This is a genomic window from Peptoniphilus koenoeneniae (assembly GCF_030812875.1).
In the GTDB taxonomy this organism is placed as follows: Bacteria; Bacillota; Clostridia; order Tissierellales; family Peptoniphilaceae; genus Peptoniphilus_B; species Peptoniphilus_B koenoeneniae.
Map to the genome: position 1 here is coordinate 87,396 of NZ_JAUSTN010000007.1, position 20,716 is coordinate 108,111.

General features: G+C 32.3%; 26 protein-coding genes. All 26 read left to right on the forward strand.

Annotated elements, in window-relative coordinates:
• Positions 1-40: 40 nt before the first annotated feature.
• The 26 genes from rsxC (at position 41) to gpmA (ending at position 20,631) form a co-directional block, all read left to right on the forward strand.
• Positions 41-1,372, forward strand: a complete 1,332-nt coding sequence (rsxC, locus tag J2S72_RS07320) for an electron transport complex subunit RsxC (RefSeq protein WP_023055903.1) — start codon at positions 41-43, stop codon at positions 1,370-1,372.
• A 3-nt stretch (positions 1,373-1,375) separates the two neighbouring features.
• Positions 1,376-2,356, forward strand: a complete 981-nt coding sequence (locus J2S72_RS07325; RefSeq protein WP_023055939.1) for an RnfABCDGE type electron transport complex subunit D — start codon at positions 1,376-1,378, stop codon at positions 2,354-2,356.
• The gene (locus J2S72_RS07330; protein WP_023055979.1) at positions 2,353-2,949 is read left to right on the forward strand and encodes an RnfABCDGE type electron transport complex subunit G; all 597 of its coding nucleotides are present in this window, start codon (positions 2,353-2,355) and stop codon (positions 2,947-2,949) included. Before J2S72_RS07325 ends, J2S72_RS07330 begins: the two co-directional genes overlap by 4 nt.
• The gene (rsxE, locus tag J2S72_RS07335; RefSeq protein WP_023055923.1) at positions 2,949-3,545 is read left to right on the forward strand and encodes an electron transport complex subunit RsxE; all 597 of its coding nucleotides are present in this window, start codon (positions 2,949-2,951) and stop codon (positions 3,543-3,545) included. The genes J2S72_RS07330 and rsxE overlap by 1 nt, the downstream gene beginning before the upstream one ends.
• Complete coding sequence (gene rsxA, locus J2S72_RS07340) at positions 3,545-4,123, forward strand: electron transport complex subunit RsxA (protein ID WP_023055909.1); 579 nt, start codon at positions 3,545-3,547, stop codon at positions 4,121-4,123. The genes rsxE and rsxA overlap by 1 nt, the downstream gene beginning before the upstream one ends.
• A gap of 10 nt (positions 4,124-4,133) precedes the next feature.
• On the forward strand, positions 4,134-5,102 hold the full coding sequence (locus tag J2S72_RS07345; protein WP_023055958.1) for an RnfABCDGE type electron transport complex subunit B: 969 nt from the start codon (positions 4,134-4,136) through the stop codon (positions 5,100-5,102).
• 191 nt (positions 5,103-5,293) lie between these two features.
• Positions 5,294-5,578: a 30S ribosomal protein S6 gene (gene rpsF, locus J2S72_RS07350; RefSeq protein ID WP_023055916.1), complete on the forward strand. Its 285-nt coding sequence runs from the start codon at positions 5,294-5,296 to the stop codon at positions 5,576-5,578.
• Between the two features lie 10 nt (positions 5,579-5,588).
• Positions 5,589-6,089 carry a single-stranded DNA-binding protein gene (locus tag J2S72_RS07355; protein ID WP_023055945.1) on the forward strand — a complete coding sequence of 167 codons (501 nt, stop codon included), beginning with the start codon at positions 5,589-5,591 and terminating at the stop codon, positions 6,087-6,089.
• A 12-nt stretch (positions 6,090-6,101) separates the two neighbouring features.
• A complete protein-coding gene (gene rpsR, locus J2S72_RS07360) occupies positions 6,102-6,326 on the forward strand; it encodes a 30S ribosomal protein S18 (RefSeq protein WP_023055959.1) in 225 nt (74 codons plus the stop codon).
• A gap of 183 nt (positions 6,327-6,509) precedes the next feature.
• Positions 6,510-8,129, forward strand: coding sequence for an ABC transporter substrate-binding protein (locus tag J2S72_RS07365; RefSeq protein WP_023055932.1), 1,620 nt, complete (start codon positions 6,510-6,512; stop codon positions 8,127-8,129).
• Positions 8,129-9,109 carry an ABC transporter permease gene (locus tag J2S72_RS07370; RefSeq protein WP_023055973.1) on the forward strand — a complete coding sequence of 327 codons (981 nt, stop codon included), beginning with the start codon at positions 8,129-8,131 and terminating at the stop codon, positions 9,107-9,109. Before J2S72_RS07365 ends, J2S72_RS07370 begins: the two co-directional genes overlap by 1 nt.
• A gap of 2 nt (positions 9,110-9,111) precedes the next feature.
• Positions 9,112-9,999 carry an ABC transporter permease gene (locus J2S72_RS07375; protein ID WP_023055975.1) on the forward strand — a complete coding sequence of 296 codons (888 nt, stop codon included), beginning with the start codon at positions 9,112-9,114 and terminating at the stop codon, positions 9,997-9,999.
• Between the two features lie 4 nt (positions 10,000-10,003).
• On the forward strand, positions 10,004-10,807 hold the full coding sequence (locus J2S72_RS07380) for an ATP-binding cassette domain-containing protein (RefSeq protein ID WP_023055952.1): 804 nt from the start codon (positions 10,004-10,006) through the stop codon (positions 10,805-10,807).
• A complete protein-coding gene (locus J2S72_RS07385) occupies positions 10,795-11,412 on the forward strand; it encodes an ABC transporter ATP-binding protein (protein ID WP_023055953.1) in 618 nt (205 codons plus the stop codon). Before J2S72_RS07380 ends, J2S72_RS07385 begins: the two co-directional genes overlap by 13 nt.
• A 176-nt stretch (positions 11,413-11,588) precedes the next feature.
• On the forward strand, positions 11,589-12,332 hold the full coding sequence (gene pstB, locus J2S72_RS07390) for a phosphate ABC transporter ATP-binding protein PstB (protein ID WP_202899130.1): 744 nt from the start codon (positions 11,589-11,591) through the stop codon (positions 12,330-12,332).
• A 1-nt stretch (position 12,333) separates the two neighbouring features.
• Positions 12,334-12,969 carry a phosphate signaling complex protein PhoU gene (gene phoU / locus J2S72_RS07395; protein WP_023055969.1) on the forward strand — a complete coding sequence of 212 codons (636 nt, stop codon included), beginning with the start codon at positions 12,334-12,336 and terminating at the stop codon, positions 12,967-12,969.
• Positions 12,970-13,620 (forward strand): response regulator transcription factor, encoded by a 651-nt coding sequence (locus J2S72_RS07400; protein ID WP_023055977.1) that lies wholly within the window; start codon positions 12,970-12,972, stop codon positions 13,618-13,620.
• Positions 13,620-15,254 (forward strand): sensor histidine kinase, encoded by a 1,635-nt coding sequence (locus J2S72_RS07405; RefSeq protein ID WP_023055926.1) that lies wholly within the window; start codon positions 13,620-13,622, stop codon positions 15,252-15,254. Before J2S72_RS07400 ends, J2S72_RS07405 begins: the two co-directional genes overlap by 1 nt.
• Before the next feature lie 118 nt (positions 15,255-15,372).
• On the forward strand, positions 15,373-15,762 hold the full coding sequence (locus J2S72_RS07410) for a NusG domain II-containing protein (protein WP_023055991.1): 390 nt from the start codon (positions 15,373-15,375) through the stop codon (positions 15,760-15,762).
• Positions 15,759-16,265 (forward strand): Gx transporter family protein, encoded by a 507-nt coding sequence (locus tag J2S72_RS07415; protein WP_023055906.1) that lies wholly within the window; start codon positions 15,759-15,761, stop codon positions 16,263-16,265. The genes J2S72_RS07410 and J2S72_RS07415 overlap by 4 nt, the downstream gene beginning before the upstream one ends.
• Positions 16,265-16,825 (forward strand): Maf family protein, encoded by a 561-nt coding sequence (locus J2S72_RS07420; protein ID WP_023055905.1) that lies wholly within the window; start codon positions 16,265-16,267, stop codon positions 16,823-16,825. The genes J2S72_RS07415 and J2S72_RS07420 overlap by 1 nt, the downstream gene beginning before the upstream one ends.
• Entirely contained in the window at positions 16,818-17,501 is a 684-nt protein-coding gene (gene radC, locus J2S72_RS07425; protein ID WP_023055963.1) for a RadC family protein, read from the forward strand. Before J2S72_RS07420 ends, radC begins: the two co-directional genes overlap by 8 nt.
• Positions 17,498-18,574 (forward strand): ribonuclease E/G, encoded by a 1,077-nt coding sequence (locus J2S72_RS07430; RefSeq protein ID WP_307495258.1) that lies wholly within the window; start codon positions 17,498-17,500, stop codon positions 18,572-18,574. The genes radC and J2S72_RS07430 overlap by 4 nt, the downstream gene beginning before the upstream one ends.
• Positions 18,571-19,257, forward strand: coding sequence for a DNA/RNA nuclease SfsA (sfsA, locus tag J2S72_RS07435; protein ID WP_023055941.1), 687 nt, complete (start codon positions 18,571-18,573; stop codon positions 19,255-19,257). The genes J2S72_RS07430 and sfsA overlap by 4 nt, the downstream gene beginning before the upstream one ends.
• Positions 19,258-19,363: 106 nt before the next feature.
• Positions 19,364-19,951, forward strand: a complete 588-nt coding sequence (locus J2S72_RS07440; RefSeq protein WP_023055912.1) for a TetR/AcrR family transcriptional regulator — start codon at positions 19,364-19,366, stop codon at positions 19,949-19,951.
• Entirely contained in the window at positions 19,948-20,631 is a 684-nt protein-coding gene (gpmA, locus tag J2S72_RS07445; RefSeq protein WP_023055935.1) for a 2,3-diphosphoglycerate-dependent phosphoglycerate mutase, read from the forward strand. The genes J2S72_RS07440 and gpmA overlap by 4 nt, the downstream gene beginning before the upstream one ends.
• Positions 20,632-20,716: the final 85 nt, after the last annotated feature.

Sequence of the window (20,716 nt, forward strand, 5' to 3'; positions counted from 1 at the left end):
TTATGTATTTTTGCAATTATTCTTTTGAGAGGTGAAAATTATGAGTTCAAGGAATCTCACCTTTAAAGTAGGTGGAATTCACTTTGACGAACACAAAGAACTTTCAGAAAAGGCTTCAATTGAAGTAATGCCTGAAGTAGATGTTGTTTACATACCAATGTCTCAACATATAGGTGCTCCATGTAAGCCTATAGTGAAAGTTGGAGATGAAGTTAAAGTCGGCACAAAAGTTGGCGATTCAGAAGCTTTTATTTCCGCTGCTGTTCACTCAAGTGTATCCGGTAGTGTAACCGGAATTAAAAAAATGTATACTGCCGATGGAAGATATTGTGATTGCGTAGTTATCAAAAACAATGGTAAAAATGAAATGGAAGAAAGAACTCCCATAACTAAGGAAGAGGACCTTACTTTTGACAAACTTATACCGTTTGTAAAAGACAAGGGCCTTGTTGGTATGGGTGGAGCTGGATTTCCTCTTCATGCAAAGCTTAAAAGCGAAAACCCAGTTCTTGATGAATGCGTAATTAACGGGGCGGAATGTGAACCTTTCCTTACCTGCGACCATCGAATCATGCTTGAAAAGACTGAAGAGATTTTAAAGGGTCTTGACATCTTTTCAAAATTCTACAACAAAGAAGCTTCTTATATGGCTATTGAAGAAAATAAGCCTGATGCTATTGAAAAAATGGAAGAAACCATTAAAAAGCATCCAGAATACAGTCATCTTAAAGTTGTAGGATGTAAGACAAAATATCCCCAAGGGGATTCAAAAAGACTTTCTGAAGCTGTTTTAGGAAGAATAGTTCCACAAAACGGTGTTACCAACGACGTAGGAGTTTTCCTTACTAATGTGGGAACCACTCTTGCTTTCTATGAAGCTGTAGTTGAAGGTAGAAGCTCTTATGAAAGAGTTATTACCGTTTCAGGTTCAGGTATTAATACGCCTAAAAATATTTTAGTTAAAATAGGGACTCCTGTTAAAGATATCCTCGATTTTTGTGGAGGAGTTAAGGAAAATACCCTTGAAATTATTTGTGGCGGTCCTATGACTGGAAAATCAGTCTTTGATCTTGAAAGTCCAATTACTAAGACTACTTCAGGTATTTTAGTTTTCACTGATGTTGAAATTGAACAAACTGAAGAAAGTCCTTGTATAAAATGTTCAAGATGTATTGACCATTGTCCTGCAAGAATTAATCCTACGGACATTAATGCTTCTATTTTAATAGGAGATTTGGACAGATGCGATGAACTCCATGCTGATCAATGTATGGAATGTGGTATTTGTTCTTTTGTATGTCCTGCAAAGAGATATTTAACTCAGTCGGTTAAACTTGCAAAGCGTGAACTTAGAATGAGAACAAAGAGGTAAGATATGGAAAATATAAAAACTAATTCGCTAAAAGGTAACGATTTTTATGTATCCCTTGCCCCTCACATCAGGTCTAAGGATACGGTTACAAAAATTATGCTTGATGTTATCATCGCCCTTATTCCGGCCTTAATAGGCTCTGTTTACTTTATGGGAATAAGAGCTTTATGGATGACACTTATTTGCGTAGTTTCTTGTGTTTGTGCTGAATATATAATTCAAAGAATTTTGAAAAAACCCGTTCAAATAAGAGACTTATCTGCAGTTGTTACAGGTATTTTAATTGCCTTTAACCTGCCTATTAAATTTCCATTTTGGATGGCTATTTTTGGATGCTTCTTTACAATGATAATTGTTAAAGAATGTTTTGGGGGAATAGGTCAAAACTTTATGAACCCTGCTCTTGCTGCAAGAATTGTCTTAATGGCTTCTTGGGCAAAGGATATGACAAGTTATATTGATTATAATTCAATAGCTTCTTCTACAATTGACGGAGTTGTTCAAGCAACACCTCTTCAAATGATAAAGGCAGGAACTTTTGAAGGACTTCCACCTCTTCAAGATATGATTATCGGAAGATGCTATGGAGTTATAGGTGAAACAAGTGCTATACTTCTTGCAATTGGTGGAATCTACTTAATAATCCGTGGAGTTATCTCTTGGAAAACTCCTGTTGTATTTATTGGAACAACAATTGTATTTTTATTTATTTTTGGAGTACCTGCAAATATTATTCCTTATGAAGTTTTCGGAGGCGGACTTTTCCTTGGAGCCTTCTTTATGGCTACAGACTATGCTTCAAGCCCAGCAAATGGAAAGGGAAAACTTATATTTGCATTTGGCTGCGGGCTTATAACGGCTCTCATTAGGACCAAGGCAAGCTTACCTGAAGGTGTAAGTTATGCAATTTGCTTAATGAACGTTGCAAGTCCTCTAATAGATAGACTTACTAAAACACAAGCATATGGGGAGGCAAAAAAATGAAAGAACCTGTAAAATTTGGTATTATTCTAATTGCCTTTTGTGCACTTTCAGCCGGCCTTTTGGCATATGTAAACGGAGTTACAGCTCCTAGGATTGCTCAAATGGAGCTTGAACAAACTCTTGCATCCTACAAAGAAATCTTTGGAGATGCAGCTGATAAATTTGAAAAGTATGACGAAGCAAAACTTGCAAAAGTTCAAGAAAAATACCCAGACATCTTAGACATATTCGTTGCTACAAAAGGTGACAAGGTTGTAGGATATGGTATTAATGCAGCAACATCAGGTTTTGGTGGATCCATGAAAAATGCCATTGGAATTTTGCTTGACGGAGATAAAATAGCTGGTTTTAGAAATATTTCCAATGGAGAAACAAAGGGATTTGGTTCTCACATAGCTGATGAAGATTATATAAAATCTTATGAAGGCAAATCAGCTGCAGGGCCTCTTGAATATTCAAAAGATCCTCAAGGTGAAGATCAAGTTATGTGGATTACCGGTGCAACTGTAACATCAAAAGCTGTTGTAAAAGGCGATAATATGGTTATAGAAGCCTACAATGACCTTTTAAAGAATGATGGGGGTGCTAAATAATGAATTTATTTAAAGTATTTAAGGATTCAATGCTTAAAAACAACCCGATATTCATCCAACTTATCGGTCTTTGTTCTACACTTGCCATTACAAATAACTTAATGAATGCAATAGCAATGGGAGTTGCCGTTACTTTTGTACTTATTATGAGTAATGCAGTTGTATCAATATTTAGAAAGATTATTCCTGACAAAATAAGGATTCCTTGTTTTATAGTAGTAATTGCTACATTTGTAACTTTAGTAGAAATGATTTTGCACGCATTTAGCCCTGCAATCTATTCAGCTCTTGGTATTTTCTTACCTCTAATAGTTGTAAACTGTTGTATTCTTGGGGAAGCAGAAGGCTTTGCTTACAAAAATAAAGTTATTCCTTCAATCGTTGACGGTTTAGGAACAGGTGTAGGATATAGTATAGCTGTAATTTTAATGGGCTTTTTCCGTGAACTTTTCGGATACGGAACTCTTTTAAATCAAAGAATTTTACCGGAAGCTTTTCCGGGAATCGGTTTAATGGGAGCACCAGCAGGAGCTTTTATTCTACTTGGATTTTTAATTGCGGCCTTTAAATATCTATTATCAAGGAGGAGTGAATAATGTTAGGTAAGTTAATAACAATTTTAATATCTACAATTCTTGTTAATAACTATGTATTTGCTCAATTCTTGGGTATTTGTCCCTTCCTTGGAGTTTCTTCAAAAACTGAAACTGCAACAGGAATGGGTGTTGCAGTAACATTTGTAGTTGTTATTGCATCAATTATCACTTGGTTATTACAAACTTATATTTTGAATGTTTTTCATCTTGAATATCTACAAACAATCGTATTTATTCTTGTAATAGCATCTCTTGTACAATTTGTAGAAATGGTTATAAAGAAGACATCACCTGGTCTATATACTGCCATGGGTGTTTATCTTCCCCTAATAACTACAAACTGTGTTGTACTTGGTGTAACAGTATTAAACATTCAAAACAAATACAATATTATTGAAACTATTTTTTCCGGATTTGGTGCATCAGTAGGTTTTGCCCTTGCACTTATACTTATGAGTGCTCTTAGAGAAAAACTTGCAATAGGAAATGTACCTAAGGGATTACAAGGAGTACCTATAGCTCTTGTATCAGCAGGTCTTATGGCCCTTGCTTTTTCCGGATTCGGCGGATTAGTATAGGAGGGAAAAAATGGATATAAAAACAATTATTTACCCTATAATCATCCTTGCAATTATGGGAGGTCTATTTGGAGTTGTCCTTTCTATAGCTTCAAAGGTTTTTGCCGTAGAAGTTGATCCTAAAGTTTTGGCAGTAAGAAATTGTCTTCCAGGAGCAAACTGTGGAGCTTGTGGATTTCCAGGATGCGATGGTCTTGCAGCTGCTATAGCTGAAGGAAAAGCTGATGTAACTTCCTGTGCAATAGGAGGAGCTGAAACCGCAGAAAAGATTGCTGAAGTTATGGGCGTAAATGCCGGCAACATTGAAAGAAAAGTTGCTATGGTAAGATGCCAAGGAACTTGCGGCAAGGCTAAAGATAAATATGATTATCACGGACTTGTAGACTGCAGACTTATAGGAGATTTTCAAAAAGGTTCTAAGGCCTGTGGCTATGGATGTTTAGGCGGTGGAACTTGCGTAGGAGTTTGTGAATTTGACGCAATTCATATTGTAGACGGAGTTGCACAAGTTGATAAAGAAAAATGCGTTGCTTGTTTAAAATGTATAAAGATTTGTCCTAAAAACATAATTGACTTAATACCTTACAAACAAAAAACAGCTGTAAAATGTTTCTCAAACGACAGCGGTAAAGATGTAAGAGTATCTTGTTCTGTTGGTTGTATAGGATGTGGAATTTGCGAAAAGAAATGTCCTAAAGATGCTATACATGTTGAAAACAACCTTGCAAGCATAGATTATGACAAATGTATAAATTGTGGAATTTGCGTTGCAAATTGTCCTACAGGAGCAATTTACTGCGAATATCCTGAAAGAATAGAAAAAATAAAAGCTCAACAAAAAGCAGCTCAAGAAAAGAAAAAACAAGCTGCTATGGAAGCAAAAAAAGCTGAAGAAGCTAAAAAAGCTGAAGAAGCTAAAAAAGCTGAAGAAGCTAAAAAAGCTGAAGAAGAAAAAGAAGCTCAAACAACAAATGCATAAAAAAATGAGAGGACCTTAATAAGGTCTTCTTTTTTTGCAAAATTTTTTGAAATATAATTAAAATAAAATTTTTATAGAAACTATAAGATAAAACAAAAATATTGACAAAAAAGGACTTTGTCTATACAATAATAAAGATCGTTATATCCTTGCACAAGTATGTGCCTAAGAGTCCACAAGGAGGTGTAGAGATGAATAAATATGAAGTAGTTGTCATGTTTTATCCTGAAGTAGAAGAAGAAGCAAGAAACAGTGCTTTAGAAAGACTAAAAGGTATCATTGAAAAAGAAGGAACTATTTCAAACATCGATGAATGGGGAATGAGAAAGCTTGCATATGAAATAGAATATAAAAATGAAGCTTATTATGTTCTAATAACATTTGAAGCAAAACCGGCAGCTGTAAAAGAATTTGACAGAGTTGCCAAGATTATGGAACCCGTTATGAGAAGTATGATAGTTCGTTTAGACAAATAAAGGTGATTTTATGAATGTTGTAATATTATATGGAAGATTAACCAGAGATCCAGAAATTAGATATTCTCCAAACGGAAATGCCGTTTTAAGAACAAGCGTAGCAGTAGATAGGGCAATGAGCCGTCAAAAGAAAGAAGAAGCTCAAAGAAACAATCAGCCTACAGCAGATTTTATTTCTTGTGTAGCCTTTGGAAATACTGCTGAATTAATATCAAATTATTTTAGAAAAGGATCAAGGATAGCTCTTGAAGGAAGAATTCAAACAGGAAGCTATGACAAACAAGATGGAACGAAAGTTTATACAACAGATGTAGTTATAAACAGAGTTCACTTTGTGGAAACCGCTTCAGAAAGTCAAAATGGTGGCCAATATGTAAGACGTCCACAAGTAAATCAAGGAAGTAACTTTGATAACCCTCCGGTTAATTCTGCATATGAAGACAGCTCATTTAATTCGGATGATAATACAGACGGATTTTATCCTGTAGGAAATGAGGATATTCCGTTTTAAAGGAGATAGAACATGCAAAGAAGATTTAGAAGTAGAAAAAAAGTATGTGCTTTCTGCCAAGATTCAAACAAGGTAATAGATTATAAAGATGCAGCCGGACTTAGAAAATATGTGTCCGACAGAGGAAAGATTCTTCCAAGAAGAGTTACCGGATGTTGTGCAAAGCACCAAAGAGAAATAACAAGTGCTATAAAAAGAGCAAGACAAATTGCCCTTTTACCATACTCAGCAGACTAATAATAAGACCGAGAAAATCGGTCTTTTTTATTTATAAAGGCTTATTAATTTAAGTCTTTATTTTTTTTGTCCTAAAGTCTTTTTTTTATAAAAAATTTGTATTTAAAATTAAAATAAGTTTGAAATTGTAACAAACGTTATAATATGATAGTATGAATATTATAAAAAACCTTAGGAGGAAATATGAAAAAATTATTTACAATTTTAATTTTATCTCTTATTCTTACAGCTTGTGGAAATAAAGCTCAAGATAATAAAAAAGAAGAGGATAAAAATACAGCACAAGTAAAAGATGAATTGGTGCTTGGCTTTGGATCAGAGCCGGAAAAAGGATTTGATCCTATTACAGGATGGGGTCACTATGGAACATCAATATTTCAATCAGCACTTTTAAAACGTGATCTTGATTTAAATATTGTAAATGACCTTGCTAAAGAATACAGCTTAAGTGAGGATAAGTTAACTTATAATGTAACTCTTAGAGATGATGTTAAGTGGTCTGATGGAGAAAAATTTACTGCAAAAGACGTTGAATTTACATACAACCTTGCAAAAGAAAAAAATGCTCCGGGAAGTAACCTTTCAAGACTTGCATCAGCAAAGGCAACAGGAGATTATACTATTGAATTAAAACTCGATAAGCCTGATATTTCTTTTGTGTCCAGCATGTGTTCTCTTCCCATAGTTCCAGAACATGCTTATGATGAAAAAACTTACGGTTCCAATCCTATAGGAACAGGACCTTATAAAATGGTTGAATGGAAAGTAGGTCAACAACTTATAATTGAGCCTAATGAAAACTATTATGGAGAAAAATCCCCCTTTAAAAAAATCACTTTCTTATTTTTTAAAGATACCGATGCTTCTTTAGCAACAGCAAAAGAAAAAGTATGTGATGTAATAAGAGTTCCCTATACAGCTCATGATATAAATGTTGAAGGTTACCATATTGAAAGTTTAGATACCGTTGATAACAGGGGAATTTCTATGCCTATGGAAAAAAATACTGGAAAAGTTACAGGAGATGAAACTTTAGCGCCAGGTTCACCTATAGGAAATAATGTTACAAGTGATATAGCTATTAGAAAAGCCTTAAATATTGCTATTGATAGAAAAAAAATAATAGATGAAGTTTTAGATGGGCAAGGTTCAGTAGCATCTTCAATTGCAGACGGCATGCCTTGGTTCAATGAAGAAACAAGAATTACAAATGACGGAGATATAGAAGGAGCTAAAAAGATTCTTGCAGAAGGCGGATGGAAGCTAAACGATAAGGGCATCCTTGAAAAAGATGGAGTTGAAGCAAAATTCAACTTATATCTTGCCTATAAAGATAGAGAAGATATAGCTCTTCAATTTGCAAAAACTGCAAAAGAACTTGGAATAGAAGTAAACGTTGAATATGGAGATTGGGATGCCATAACACCCCACATGTATTCAGATGCAATTTTTTTTGGTTGGGGAGGATATGATCCTCTTGAAATGTATTACAACTATTCAGGCACTATGGTTGGTCGTGAATACTATAATGCAAACTATTATGACAACAAAACTGTAAATGAACACTTTGAGAAAGGCCTTAGTGCAACAAGTGCTGAAGGCTTAAATGAAGAATTTAAAAAAGCTCAATTTGATGGTCAAACAGGACTTTCAAGTCTTGGAGATTGCCCATGGATTTGGATTTTAAATGAAAATCACCTATATCTTGTAAGAGATGATTTAGATATAGGAAAGCAAAAAATACAACCTCACGGTGGCGGATGGCCAATTGTAGATACTATAAGTAATTGGAAGTGGAAATAATGAAGATTGAGAGAAAGAAAGTTTTAAATTTAATAATTAAATTTATTTTACTTCTTCTCTTTGTATCCTTTATAGCTTTTGTTTTAATGGATATTTCACCAATTGACCCTATAGCCGCTTTTGCAAGGTCTAAAAATGTGGGACTTACAAATGAGCAAAAGCAAATGCTAATTGAAGAATGGGGGCTTGATCGCCCCCTTTTATCAAGATATTTTTCTTGGATAAAAAATATTTTAAGGGGCAATTTAGGCGTAAGTAACATTTATGGAATAGAAGTGTCAAAAATTATAAAAAGAGGATTTTCCTCTTCAATTCTTTTAATGAGTGCAGCTTGGATTTTTCAGGGAATCTTAGGATTTGTTCTGGGAATAATTTCAGGAGTAAAGAGAAATACTCTTATAGATAAGATTATAAAAGCATATGCAATTATACTTTCAGCTACACCGACCTATTGGGTTGGAATAGTGTTAATAACAATTTTTTCATTAAAACTTGGAATATTTCCTGCATCAATGGCAGCACCTATAGGAATTGAATCTTATAAAGTTACAATTTTTGACAGACTCTACCACTTAATACTTCCTGCAATAACTCTTGCCCTTGTAGGAACGGCAAATATAATTTTGCATACAAGGGAAAAAGTAATTGAAATATTAAATAGCGACTACTGTCTATATGCAAAAAGTAAAGGACTTAGTGATTTTAAAATAATAAAAAACTTTGCCTTAAAAAATATAATGCTTCCGGCAATCACTTTGCAATTTTCATACTTTAGTGAACTTTTCAGCGGAACAATACTTGCGGAAAATGTCTTTAACTATCCAGGACTTGGAAACTTAACAGTTCAAGCAGGACTTAGAGGAGATCTACCCCTTTTATTGGGTCTTGTATTATTTTCTGCAATCTTTGTGTTTCTTGGAAATAGAATGGCGGATTTATTTTATATAATAATAGACCCGCAAATGAGAGAGAAGGCATAATTATGAAAATGGAAGTAAAGACTTATAGAAAAGAGCTCCAGTCTGACAGAATTTATCCTGCAAAGGAAAAATTTTTCAACACAAGAAGAAAAACTATAATTTTAATAAGTATAAGCCTTTTATTTATAGCTTATATTTTTATACATGGAAGCCTTATAAATGAGGATATGCTCCAAGTAGACTTTCAAAACAAATTAAAAGGCCCCTCAGTCCTTCATATTTTTGGAACTGATGCTAAGGGTCGAGATATGTATTTAAGAACCGTTAAAGGGCTTTGTATAAGCTTACAGGTGGGTATTATTGCATCAGGCTTAAGTATATTAATTGCAATTTTACTTTCCCTTTGTCTTGCAGGCTCTTCAAAAAGAATAGACGGATTTATAAACTGGCTTATAGATGTATTTTTATCAATACCTCACATGATGTTTTTAATACTCATCTCAGTTGCCGTTGGAAGAGGTTTAAAGGGAGTAGTAATTGGAATAGCTCTTACTCACTGGACAGGCATAACAAGACTTATAAGAGCTGAAATAAAACAAATCAAAGAAGAAAATTTTTTAAAAATTTCAAAGGCTCTTGGAAAAAGCAATCTTTATATTGCCTTAAACCATGTCTTGCCCCATTTATTACCTCAAATTTTAGTGGGAGCGGTACTTTTGTTTCCCCATGCAATACTCCATGAATCGGCAATAAGTTTTTTAGGCTTCGGTCTTGACATTACAAAACCTGCCATAGGAATAATCCTACAGGAATCCATGACCTACCTTGCAAGAGGCTACTACTATCTTGCATTTTTTCCAGGCCTTATGTTAGTTTTAATAGTTTTGGTCATAAATGGCCTTGGAGAAAATTTAAGAAAGATATTTGATCCATATTCTTATCATGAGTGATTTTATGAATTTATTAGAAATAGAAAACCTTTCAATTTCCTTTGAACAATATGTAAAGGGAATGAGAAAGAGAATTATAAATGTTGTACATGACTTAAATATTACAGTAAAAGAGGGGGAAATTCTTGCAATTTTCGGAGCAAGCGGTTCGGGAAAGAGTCTTCTAGCCCATAGTATTTTGGGCCTTTTGCCATATAATGCAAAGGTAAGTGGCAATTACGTATTTAAAGGCAAAAGTTATAATTATTCCCAACTGTGCACATTAAGAGGTCGTGAAATTTCACTTGTACCCCAATCAATAACATCTTTGAATCCCTTGTTGAAAACAAAAAAACAAATAAACTTGGGACTTAATTCCTACGAAAAATCAAAGGCAGATAAAATTTTTAAAGATTTTGGTTTAAGTGAAAAAGTATACGACCTCTATCCCCATGAATTATCAGGAGGCATGGCAAGAAGAGTTTTAGTTTCATCGGCAATTGTAAAAGACGTAAGCCTTATAGTGGCAGATGAACCAACTCCTGGCATGGACGATGATTCTCTTGAAGAAATAACAAAAATGTTTAAAGCTCTTAGAGGCCAAGGAAAAAGTCTTTTATTAATAACCCATGACATTGATATGGCAACAGCTTTAGCAGATAGAATAGGAATTTTTTACGATGGAACAATAATAGAAGTAGAAGAAGCCTGTAAATTTAAGGGACAAGGTTTAGAATTAAAACATCCCTATTCTAAAGCCCTACTAAGAGCCCTGCCAAAAAATGGATTTTTAGGACCAGACGAGGACATAAAAAAATGCTTGAAGTAAAAAATTTGAGTTTTTCATACGAAAGACCTATTTTAGAAAATATAAATTTACAATTAAATTCCGGAGAAATTTTGGGTCTTATGGCTCCCAGTGGCTACGGTAAAAGTACCCTGGGAAAAATAATATCAGGCTATTTAAAACAAGATAAGGGTCAAGTTTTAATAGATGGTAAAAAAATAGAAGATTTTAAAAGCTTTAGACCTGTTCAAATGGTCCATCAAAATCCTGAAAAATCAGTAAATATTAGATGGAAAGTTGACAAAATTTTAAATGAAGGTTGGAAAGTTTCAGAAGATGTAAAGGAAAAACTTGGAATAGAAAATTTTTGGCTTGAAAAATGGCCAACTGAATTGTCAGGAGGAGAGCTTCAAAGAATTTGTATTGCAAGAATCCTTTCACCACAAACAAAATATTTAATAGCAGATGAAATTACAACAATGGTAGATGCCATAACTCAAGTTCAACTTTTAGAAGTTTTAAGGCACTTTGCAAAAAAACACGGAATGGGAATTTTATTTATAAGTCACAACAAAGATCTTATAAATATTTTTACAGAAAGACAAATTGATTTAAGACAAATAAACAAAATAAATATAAAAAATTAAGCAGGTAAAACCTGCTTTTTTTCTTAGAAAATTTCAATTGTAAAATTCTTTACACAATCTTTACAATTGAAGATAAAAATGTTTACAGGGTTTTAATATACTCAAATTGGACAAAAATATAAATAAAATTATGTAAATTTGTATTTATAAGATTTTGGAGGAAGAATTTGAGTAAGATGCTTATAAAGGACTTGGATTTATACTACGGAGATTTTCAAGCCCTTAAAAATATCAACTTAAACATTGAAGAAAAAGAGATAACAGCCTTTATAGGGCCATCAGGCTGTGGGAAATCAACTCTTTTAAAATGTTTAAATAGGATGAACGACCTTGTAACAGGATGTAGAATAGATGGAGAAATAAGACTTGACGATCAAGATATTTACAATAAAAATTTTGACGTAAACCTTTTGAGAAAAAGAGTCGGAATGGTTTTTCAATCTCCAAACCCTTTTCCGATGTCAATTTACGACAACATTGCCTATGGCCCAAGGACTCACGGCATGAAAAACAAAAGAGATTTAAACGAAATAGTAGAAAAATCTTTAAAGGGTGCAGCTATTTGGGAAGAAGTAAAGGACGATTTAAGAAAAAGTGCTCTTTCCCTTTCCGGAGGACAACAACAGAGAATTTGCATTGCAAGAGCTCTTGCAGTTGAACCAGAAGTACTTTTAATGGATGAACCTACATCAGCCCTTGATCCTATATCAACAAGTAAAATTGAAGAATTGGTAACAGAATTAAAAGAAAATTATACAATAGTTATGGTAACTCACAATATGCAACAAGCTGCGAGAGTTTCAGATCATACTGTATTTTTCTTAGTTGGAGAAATAATAGAACATGGGGACACCTATTCTCTTTTCCAAAATCCCAAGGAAAAGAAAACGGAAGACTATATATCAGGAAGGTTTGGTTGATATGAGAAAAAATTTAGACAAGGAAATGTTGGAATTAAATACAGACATGCTTGAAATGTCAAGACTTCTTGAAAAAGCTATAAATGGCATATTAATGGGTATACAAAATAAGGATGAAGAAATTTTTAAAGATTTTGACAAAATAGTATCGGAAATAGGAGACCTGGATTCAAAAATTCAAAGTAATTGTTTGAGAATTTTATTGGAGCAACAACCTGTGGCAACGGACTTCAGAAGAGTAAGCGCAGGACTAAAAATGATAACCGACATAAAAAGAATAGGGGATCAATGCAACAATATTGCAAAAATAATACTTGAAACAGATAGTGACAATGATTCCAAAATGTTTTTTGAAATAGAAAAAATTTCAAGGGCAACATCAGATTTAGTAAAAGAAGCAATATATGCCTTCATTAGAAATTCTGCAGAAGATGCACAAAAAGTAATTGAAATGGACGATGCTGTGGACCAAGAATTTATAAGAATTAAAGAAGCCATGGTTGAGGAAATCAGAAAGGGCAAGTTTGATGCAGAACTTATTGTAAACATAATAATTATTGCCAGATATTTTGAAAGAATAGCTGATCACGGTACAAGAATAGCAAGATGGGTAATATTTTCAATAAAAGGTGAGTAGATGAAAATTATTGTAATTGAAGACGATGATGATATAAGAAAACTTATAGAATATGCTTTAAAAAATGCGGATTTTAAAGTTGAAGGATATGAAAAAGCAGGAGACTTTTTTTCTGCAGAAACAGATGGAGATTTGTTTTTGCTTGATATAATGCTTCCTGATATGGATGGAATACAAATTTTACAAAGATTAAAAAAATCTACAAAATATAGAGAAACGCCAGTGATAATGCTTACGGCAAAAAATTCTGAATTTGATATTGTAAATGCTCTTGACAAGGGAGCAGATGATTATATAACAAAGCCCTTTGGAGTTATGGAATTAATTTCCAGAGTAAAAGCCATGTTAAGACGTGCCTATAAACAAGAAGAAAAAATTGTTTATAAAAATCTTTCCATTGACGAGAATAAAAGAGTTTTGAAAAAAGACGGACAAGAAATTTATTTAACCTTTAAAGAATTTGAAATAATGCTTACCATGATGAAAAACATAGGTCTTGTTATGACAAGAGAAAGTCTTCTTGAAAATATATGGGGATATGATTTTCAAGGAGAATCAAGAACGGTGGATATGCACATAGCATCTTTAAGAAATAAAATAGGAGAGGGATATATTCAAACTGTAAGAGGGCTTGGATATAAAATGGAATAATGAGAAAAAAAATATTCAGACAACTTCTGGTCCTGGTTTTATATGCTTTAATATTTTCAGCTTTCTTTTCAACTCTTATGTATTACAGATTTTATAGAAATCAAATAAGTGATTCTTTAAGAGATCAATCAAACTTTTTAGTTGAAACTTATAAAGAAGATCCAGCTGCAATAGAAAAGATTAAGCTGGGAGATTTGAGAATAAATTTAATAGATAAGGAAGGAAAAGTTTTATACGATTCCATAAAGGATGCTGATAGTCTTGAAAACCATAAGGATAGACCGGAAATAAAAGAAGCCTTTGCAAGTGGCAGGGGTAAAAGCGTAAGATACTCAACAACTTTCGGGAAAGACACCATGTATTATGCAAACAGGGTGGGAGAAAAAGTTATAAGAGTTTCAAGGGATATGAAGTCTGTAATTTCAGTATTTCAAATAATTATTCCCGGAGAAATTTTAATAGTAATTTTCTTATTTTTAATAAGTATTTCCATATCAAAGCGAATGACAACAGGTTTAGTAAATCCAATAAGAGATGCCATTCACAATCCTGAGCTGGAAATTTATGAAGAATTAAATCCATATTTTAGAAAAATTGAAGAACAACAAAAAGAAATCAACAATAGATTAGTTAAGGAAATGGAGCAGAACCAAACAATTTCCACAATACTTTCCAACATGAACGAGGGACTTATTATTTTTGACAAAGAAAAAAGAGTTCTTATGATTAATGATTCTGCAGTTAAAATTTTAAAGCCAATAAAAAAATCAGTTGGTTCTCATATTTTGGAAATCACCAGCTCTGAAACTTTAATAGAAGGAGTAAATGAAGCTTATAAGAACAAATATGTTTCAGGTGATGTAAGCTTTAACGGAAAAATTTACGGATATTTTATAAGCCCTTCATCAAAGGATCCCAAGGCAGGAGTGATTTTGCTTCTTGCAGATAAAACTCTTGAAATTTCTTTGAGAAAAAGACGTGATGAATTTACATCCAATGTAACTCACGAACTTAAGACTCCCCTTACAACAATTTCAGGTTTTGCAGAGCTTCTTTCAAAGGGAGTTGAAGAAGATAAGACAAAAGAATTTGGAGAAATAATTTTTAAACAATCCCAAAGACTTAGAGATTTAATAGATGATATTTTGAAAATATCAAAAATTGAATCAAAATCGGAAAAAGATTTTACTCTTATAGATTTAAAAGCTCTAGCTTCAGACTTGGTAAATCAATTTGTAATAGAAGCTGACAAAAAAAATATAGAGTTAAATTTTTATGCTGAGCCTATTACCATAAGAGCCGATAAAGAAATGATGACTGAATGTTTTGAAAACCTTCTTTCCAATGCAATAAAATACAACAAAGAAAATGGAAAAGTTGATTTTACCATAAAAAGAGAGGAAGATTTTTGTCTAATAACCATAAGTGATACAGGCATAGGCATAAAAGAAGAAGACATTGACAGAATTTATGAAAGATTTTATGTTGCAGATAAATCGAGAAATAAAAAAACAGGTTCAACAGGACTTGGGCTTTCAATTGTAAAACACATTGTGGATGTTCACAAGGGAAAGATAGAGTTAGAATCTCAAATAGATGTGGGAACAAAATTTAAAATATTTTTACCTTTATAAAATTTATAAAAAATTAAATTCGCTGATAAAGTTCAGCGAATTTTTTATTTTAAATTTTACTTTATTGATATTTAAGCTTTACCATCGGCAAAATTAAAATTTAGTGTATAATTACATTATGAAAAAAACAAAATTAATTAAGGGCGACCTTATTGTTATAGGCCTTATACTTTTAATAGCAGTTTTAAGCGGTCTTTATACATGGAATACAAATAAGACAAGTTCAAATTTAAGTCTTGTGGTTAAAATAGACGGTAAAATTTATAAAAAATATAAATTGGATAAAAGTTTAGTTGGAAAAACCGCAAAGATAGACAGTAAATACGGTCACAACACTATAAAATTTACAGAAAAGGGTGCAATTATGTATGAAAGCGACTGTAAGGATAAACTTTGCATGAAAATGGGAGAAGTAACAAGGACCGGTCAGTCTATTATATGTCTTCCCAACAGACTTGTTGTGGAATTAAATTCTGATAAAAATGATTTGGATGTGATGTTAAATTGAAAACAAAAAAATGGGTTTTTCTTTCTCTTTTAACGGCATTAGGACTAGTCCTTGGACTTTTTGAATCGCAAATTCCCCTTCCAATTCCCGTTCCTGGAGCAAGACTTGGTCTTTCAAATATGGTAGTTTTAATAACAATATCTGTTTTTGGATATAGAGAAGGCTTTGCCATTGCTCTTTTAAAAAGTCTAGTATTAGTTTTAATAACAGGAGGAGTTTCAAGCTTTATATTTTCCTTTACAGGAGCACTTTTATCCTCTATTGCTATGATACTTGCCCACAAATTTTTGTTGGGGAAAATTTCTCTTATAGGAATTTCAGAAATAGGATCTTTTTTTCATAATTTTGGTCAAATTGCAGCGGCAACCTTTGTATTAAAATCTTCTGCAATTTTTGCCTACTTTCCCTTTCTTGTTATTACAGGAATTTTTACCGGATATTTTGTAGGCCTTGGATCTATATATGGTTCTGAAAGTTTAAATAAAATTAAGGCGGTAAGATAATGAAAATAATACTGGCATCAGGTTCACCAAGAAGAAGAGAAATTTTAAAAAGAGATTTTGACTTTGAAATAATTTCCCCAAAAATTAAAGAAGATAAAGACCATTATGAAGATGGAGAAAGTCTTGTTATGGCCCTTGCCTACGAAAAAGCCTACCAAGTTGCAAAAAATTACAAAAATTCACTAGTAATAGGCGCTGATACTTTAGTCATGAGAGGCTCTCAGCCTTTAGGTAAGCCTAAAAACAGAGAAGATGCATATAATATGTTAAAGAGCCTTTCAAACATAAAGCACAGAGTCATTACGGGCTTTGCTTTAATAAATTTAGATAAAAAAATAAAGTATGTTGATTTTGAATCTTCTTATGTATATTTTAAAGACTTAAAGGAAAAAGACATAATAGCTTATCTTGATACAGGAGAATATAAGGACAAGGCAGGTTCTTATGGAATCCAGGGCTATGGTTCAAATTTAGTTTTAAAATATGAAGGGGATTTTGACAATATTGTAGGTCTTCCCTATAAAAGAATTAAGGAGTATATAGAAAAAATAAATGGCTAAAAAATTTACCTTAAAAGATATTCCGCCTGAGGACAGACCCCAGGAAAAATTAATGGCATACGGATCTAAAGTTCTTTCCAACGCAGAGCTTTTGGCACTAATAATAAGAACAGGAACAAAAGAAAAAAATGCCGTTCAAGTTTCTCAAGACCTTATAAATCAAATAGGGGGACTTAAAAATTTAAACAAGATAAGTTTAAAAGACCTTCTTAATACAGATGGAATAGGTAATAGTAAGGCTGCAATGATAATGGCTTCAATAGAACTTTCTCTAAGACTTAATGAAAGAAAAGAAAAAGGGGAAAAACTCACAAGCCCCGAAAAAATTATTGCCTTTGCAGGAGAAGAACTAAAAAATCTTCAAAAAGAAATTGTAAGAGTTGTAATTTTAGACACAAAAAAACAATTTATAAGCTACAGAGATGTTTCCATTGGAACAATAAATATGAGTCTTATTCATCCAAGAGAAATTTTTAAAAGCGCCATAGACAATATGGCAGACACTATTGTAATTATGCATAACCATCCTTCAGGAGATCCAAGTCCTTCAAAAGAAGATATGGAAATTACAAAAAGACTTAAAGAAGCAGGAAAAATTATAGGCATAGAAGTTTTAGACCACATAATTGTAGGAGACTATGGCTACTACAGTTTTTTGGAGCATGGAAATTTATGATTGAAAACAATGTGCAAAAGAAAATATATATAGACGAAAAATTTAAAACAGCCCTGATTTTTGATGGAAGAATCAGGGATATAATTTATTATGATGAGGAAAATATTTTAAAAAACATCTATCTTGGAAGAGTTACTAGAATAATAAAGTCTATGAACGCAGCCTTTATAGATGTGGGCTTAAAAGACAATGTATATTTAAACCTTGATGATGAAAAAGAAAATATAAAAGAAAATCAAACCCTTATAATTCAAATAAAAAAAACCGGAGAAGATAAAGGACCAAGAGGGACAAGAGAAATATCCCTTCCAGGAAAAAGTCTCGTATATTTTCCTAAAAACAATTTTGTAAAATATTCAAAAAAACTTTCTAAAGAAAAAAAAGAAGAATTGAAAAAAATCTCTTTAGAGGGAATTGTTTACAGAACTGAAGCTCAAAATTTTTCTAAGGAAGAAATAAAAAAAGAATATGAAGAATTAAAAGAAAAGGCAGAAAAAATATTAGGAGAAGAAAAATTTTTACCTGTCCCCAGACTTCTTTACAGGGAAGATATTTTAGACAGATTTATTCATGAACACCCTTATGATATAGTTACAAACTCAAAAAATATAGAAAAGGCCTATAAAAATTTAAGAAAAGTTGAATTTGAAAAAAATTATTCCATAAAATATAACCCTCAAATAAACAAAGATTATTTAAAATTATTTGAAAGAATTGTCCATATAAATGATGGATCAAATATTTATATAGACTACACAGAAGCCATGACGGTAATAGATGTGAACTCATCTCAATCAACGGACTTTAAAAACTTTGAAGACTTGGCATATAAAATAAATTTAAAAGCCATAGAAGAAATAGCCCTTCAAATAAAACTTAGAAATATAAGCGGCATAATAATGATTGATTTAATAAATATGAAAGATGAAAAAAATAGACAAGACATTTTGAAAAAAATGGAGGAGGAATTTATAAAAAATGATATTTCTCTTAACATTCATGGCTACACAAGTCTTGGAATTTGTGAATTGTCAAGAAGAAATCAAGGTCTATTGTTAAAAAATAAGCTATGAAATATAAAAACATAAAAGAAGGAATTTTTCTTGAAAGGCAAAATAGATTTATAGGCTTTGCAAAAATAGATGGTCATATAGAAAGAGTTCACATTCCAAACACAGGTCGCTGCAAAGAAATTTTAAGAAAAGATGCAAGAGTTTTATTGGAAAAATCTGACTTAAAAACAAGAAAGACAAAATATTCTTTGGTGAGTGCCTATAAAGAAAATATTTTAATAAATATAGACTCCCAGGCTCCCAATAAAATAGTAGAAGAAGCCATAAAAAGTGGAAAAATTTTTCCCCAATATAAAAATTCTTATAGGAGAGAAGTAAAATTTTTAAATTCCAGATTTGACTTTGCCTTTTATAAAGAAAAAGATCTTTGCGGTTTTTGTGAAGTAAAGGGAGTTACCCTTGAAGAAAATGGCCTTGCCATGTTTCCAGACGCTCCAACTCTAAGAGGAAAAAAACATCTTTTAGAATTAATAGAGGCGAGAAAAAGAGGTCTTGATGCAAATGTGCTCTTTCTTATTCAATTTAAGGGAGCAGATTCCTTTAAGGCAAATGGAGAAAGAGATGAGGCTTTTGCGAAAACTTTAAAAAAGGCAAAAGAGGCTGGAGTAAAAATTCACGTTTATGACAGTAAGGTTACCTTTGATCAAGTTGAATTTTCAGAAAAAATTAAATATGAAATTTGACCCATGTTTTAAAAATATGGGTTTTTATTTTATAAAAAACCATAAAACCTTGACTTTTAAAAGTTTTATTAGTAATCTGTAAATGATAAGAATTATTGGAGGAAATATGATAAGAGATGAAATAAGAGACTCCATAATTGCTGAAGGCGGAAAAGAATTTCTAAGCTGCGGTTTTGAAAAAGCTTCTCTAAAAAATATTTGTAAGGGAGCTAATATAACAACAGGCGCTTTTTATAGAAGATTTAAATCAAAAAAAGAACTCTTTGAAGAAATTGTATCTCCTACGGTAAAAGCAATGGAGGAAATGATTAAAGAAAATTCAGGAAAAAGTGGCTTAATTGAAAAGATTTTACACAACTCACTTGATTATGCAACTCTTTCAAAATTTTATGATGATTGCCAAAACTTAAGGTTACTTTTAAATTGTTCCGACGGCACAAAATATATAGACTATCCTCATATGATTTCACAAGAACTGACAAAAGCTACAAAAAATTATATAATTAACTTAAAAGGAAAAAGCCTTATTCCCGACAAAGAGTTGCATATGTTTATGAGTGCTTATGTAAGTGCGCTTTTTGAAGCTGTAGTTCATTCATACACAGAAGATGAAATTAAAAACTTTCTTGATAGTGTAAATAATTTTTTCAACTGGGAGGGAATTTTAAGCTTAAATAAGACGGAGGAAAAATGAAACTTGTATTAATAAGACATGGTCAAAGCCAGTGGAACAAACTTAATTTATTTACAGGCTGGAAAGATGTAGACCTATCTGAAGAAGGAATTGAAGAAGCAATAAGAGCAGGAGAAAAAATAAAAAATGAAAATATTTTATTTGACATAGCTTTTACATCAATGCTAACTCGTGCCATAAAAACTTGTAATTTAGTTCTTGAACATTCAGATCAACTTTATGTTCCCACCTTTAAAACATGGAGATTAAACGAAAGACACTATGGAGCTCTTCAAGGCCTAAATAAAAAAGAAACAGCTGAAAAATATGGAGATGAACAAGTTCATATTTGGAGAAGATCATACACAACACCACCGCCAGCTCTTGATAAAGATGATGAGAGAAGCGCTCATAGGGATCCTCGTTATAGGAATGTACCCCAAGAAATTATACCAGACTTTGAATCTTTGGAGCTCACCCTTAAAAGAACCCTTCCCTATTGGATGGATCAAATTGCACCAAAAATTATAGAAGGTAAAAATGTTCTTGTAGCAGCTCACGGAAATTCCATTCGTGCCATAACAAAGCACATTGAAAACATAAGTGATGACCAAATAACTTCTCTTGAAATTGCAACAGGACAACCTATTGTATATGAAATGGACAAGAATTTAAAAATAATATCTAAAAAAATTTTATAATATCTTAAAAAACTCTTCTAAGAAAATAGGAGAGTTTTTTCTATATAAGTTTACATATAAAATTCACGATTTCTATGATAATATA

Coding starts and splice junctions, on each gene's coding strand:
- rsxC (WP_023055903.1), top strand. CDS start 41: ATGAGTTCAAGGAATCTCACCTTTAAAGTAGGTGGAATTCACTTTGAC.
- J2S72_RS07325 (WP_023055939.1), top strand. CDS start 1,376: ATGGAAAATATAAAAACTAATTCGCTAAAAGGTAACGATTTTTATGTA.
- J2S72_RS07330 (WP_023055979.1), top strand. CDS start 2,353: ATGAAAGAACCTGTAAAATTTGGTATTATTCTAATTGCCTTTTGTGCA.
- rsxE (WP_023055923.1), top strand. CDS start 2,949: ATGAATTTATTTAAAGTATTTAAGGATTCAATGCTTAAAAACAACCCG.
- rsxA (WP_023055909.1), top strand. CDS start 3,545: ATGTTAGGTAAGTTAATAACAATTTTAATATCTACAATTCTTGTTAAT.
- J2S72_RS07345 (WP_023055958.1), top strand. CDS start 4,134: ATGGATATAAAAACAATTATTTACCCTATAATCATCCTTGCAATTATG.
- rpsF (WP_023055916.1), top strand. CDS start 5,294: ATGAATAAATATGAAGTAGTTGTCATGTTTTATCCTGAAGTAGAAGAA.
- J2S72_RS07355 (WP_023055945.1), top strand. CDS start 5,589: ATGAATGTTGTAATATTATATGGAAGATTAACCAGAGATCCAGAAATT.
- rpsR (WP_023055959.1), top strand. CDS start 6,102: ATGCAAAGAAGATTTAGAAGTAGAAAAAAAGTATGTGCTTTCTGCCAA.
- J2S72_RS07365 (WP_023055932.1), top strand. CDS start 6,510: ATGAAAAAATTATTTACAATTTTAATTTTATCTCTTATTCTTACAGCT.
- J2S72_RS07370 (WP_023055973.1), top strand. CDS start 8,129: ATGAAGATTGAGAGAAAGAAAGTTTTAAATTTAATAATTAAATTTATT.
- J2S72_RS07375 (WP_023055975.1), top strand. CDS start 9,112: ATGAAAATGGAAGTAAAGACTTATAGAAAAGAGCTCCAGTCTGACAGA.
- J2S72_RS07380 (WP_023055952.1), top strand. CDS start 10,004: ATGAATTTATTAGAAATAGAAAACCTTTCAATTTCCTTTGAACAATAT.
- J2S72_RS07385 (WP_023055953.1), top strand. CDS start 10,795: ATGCTTGAAGTAAAAAATTTGAGTTTTTCATACGAAAGACCTATTTTA.
- pstB (WP_202899130.1), top strand. CDS start 11,589: ATGCTTATAAAGGACTTGGATTTATACTACGGAGATTTTCAAGCCCTT.
- phoU (WP_023055969.1), top strand. CDS start 12,334: ATGAGAAAAAATTTAGACAAGGAAATGTTGGAATTAAATACAGACATG.
- J2S72_RS07400 (WP_023055977.1), top strand. CDS start 12,970: ATGAAAATTATTGTAATTGAAGACGATGATGATATAAGAAAACTTATA.
- J2S72_RS07405 (WP_023055926.1), top strand. CDS start 13,620: ATGAGAAAAAAAATATTCAGACAACTTCTGGTCCTGGTTTTATATGCT.
- J2S72_RS07410 (WP_023055991.1), top strand. CDS start 15,373: ATGAAAAAAACAAAATTAATTAAGGGCGACCTTATTGTTATAGGCCTT.
- J2S72_RS07420 (WP_023055905.1), top strand. CDS start 16,265: ATGAAAATAATACTGGCATCAGGTTCACCAAGAAGAAGAGAAATTTTA.
- radC (WP_023055963.1), top strand. CDS start 16,818: ATGGCTAAAAAATTTACCTTAAAAGATATTCCGCCTGAGGACAGACCC.
- J2S72_RS07430 (WP_307495258.1), top strand. CDS start 17,498: ATGATTGAAAACAATGTGCAAAAGAAAATATATATAGACGAAAAATTT.
- sfsA (WP_023055941.1), top strand. CDS start 18,571: ATGAAATATAAAAACATAAAAGAAGGAATTTTTCTTGAAAGGCAAAAT.
- J2S72_RS07440 (WP_023055912.1), top strand. CDS start 19,364: ATGATAAGAGATGAAATAAGAGACTCCATAATTGCTGAAGGCGGAAAA.
- gpmA (WP_023055935.1), top strand. CDS start 19,948: ATGAAACTTGTATTAATAAGACATGGTCAAAGCCAGTGGAACAAACTT.